Annotated in this window: 1 pseudogene; it reads left to right on the top strand. The window is 57.8% G+C overall.

Annotation, left to right across the window (positions count from 1 at the left end):
- A pseudogene (locus AC07E3_RS21450) lies at positions 1-611 on the top strand (IS3 family transposase); the annotation flags it as partial.
- Positions 612-644 lie beyond the last annotated feature (33 nt).

Here is a 644-nt window from a genome sequence, read left to right as displayed (position 1 = left end):
ATACGTCGTCTGAAGAAGGAGCTGGCGCGCGTCACCGAGGAACGCGACATCTTAAAAAAAGCCACCGCGTATTTCGCCAAGGATGCAAAGTGAGATACGCGTTTGTTGCCGAGCATCGCCAGCAGTTCACGGTGCGGGCGATGTGCCGCTGCCTGCGTATCCGGATCCAGGAGGGCTTTGCCTATCTGGCCGTGGTGATCGACCTGTTCTCGCGCCGCGTCATCGGCTGGTCGCTGCAGAGTCGGCAGACCACTGATGTCGTGCTGCAGGCGTTGCTCATGGCGGTGTGGCGTCGAAAGCCGAAGAGCAAGGTTCTGGTCCATTCCGATCAAGGCTCGCAGTTCACCAGCATGGACTGGGCGGCGTTCCTGAAGCAGCATAATCTTGAGCACTCGATGAGCCGTCGCGGTAATTGTCATGACAATGCCGTGGCGGAGAGCTTCTTCAATCTCCTCAAGCGCGAGAGGATACGGCGCAAGACCTACCGAACACGCGAGGATGCAAGGAAGGACGTGTTCGACTACATCGAGATGTTCTACAACCCGAAGCGCAAACACGTCAGGAACGGGATGCTGTCACCCGTCGAGTTCGAACGGCAGCAGGAAATGTAACCCGAGGGTGTCCACGAAACTCGGGGCTATTCA

It is taken from the genome of Nitratireductor lacus (assembly GCF_056431025.1).
The sequence above is the reverse complement of the archived record's forward strand: the minus strand, read 5'-3'. Positions and strand labels throughout refer to the sequence as shown.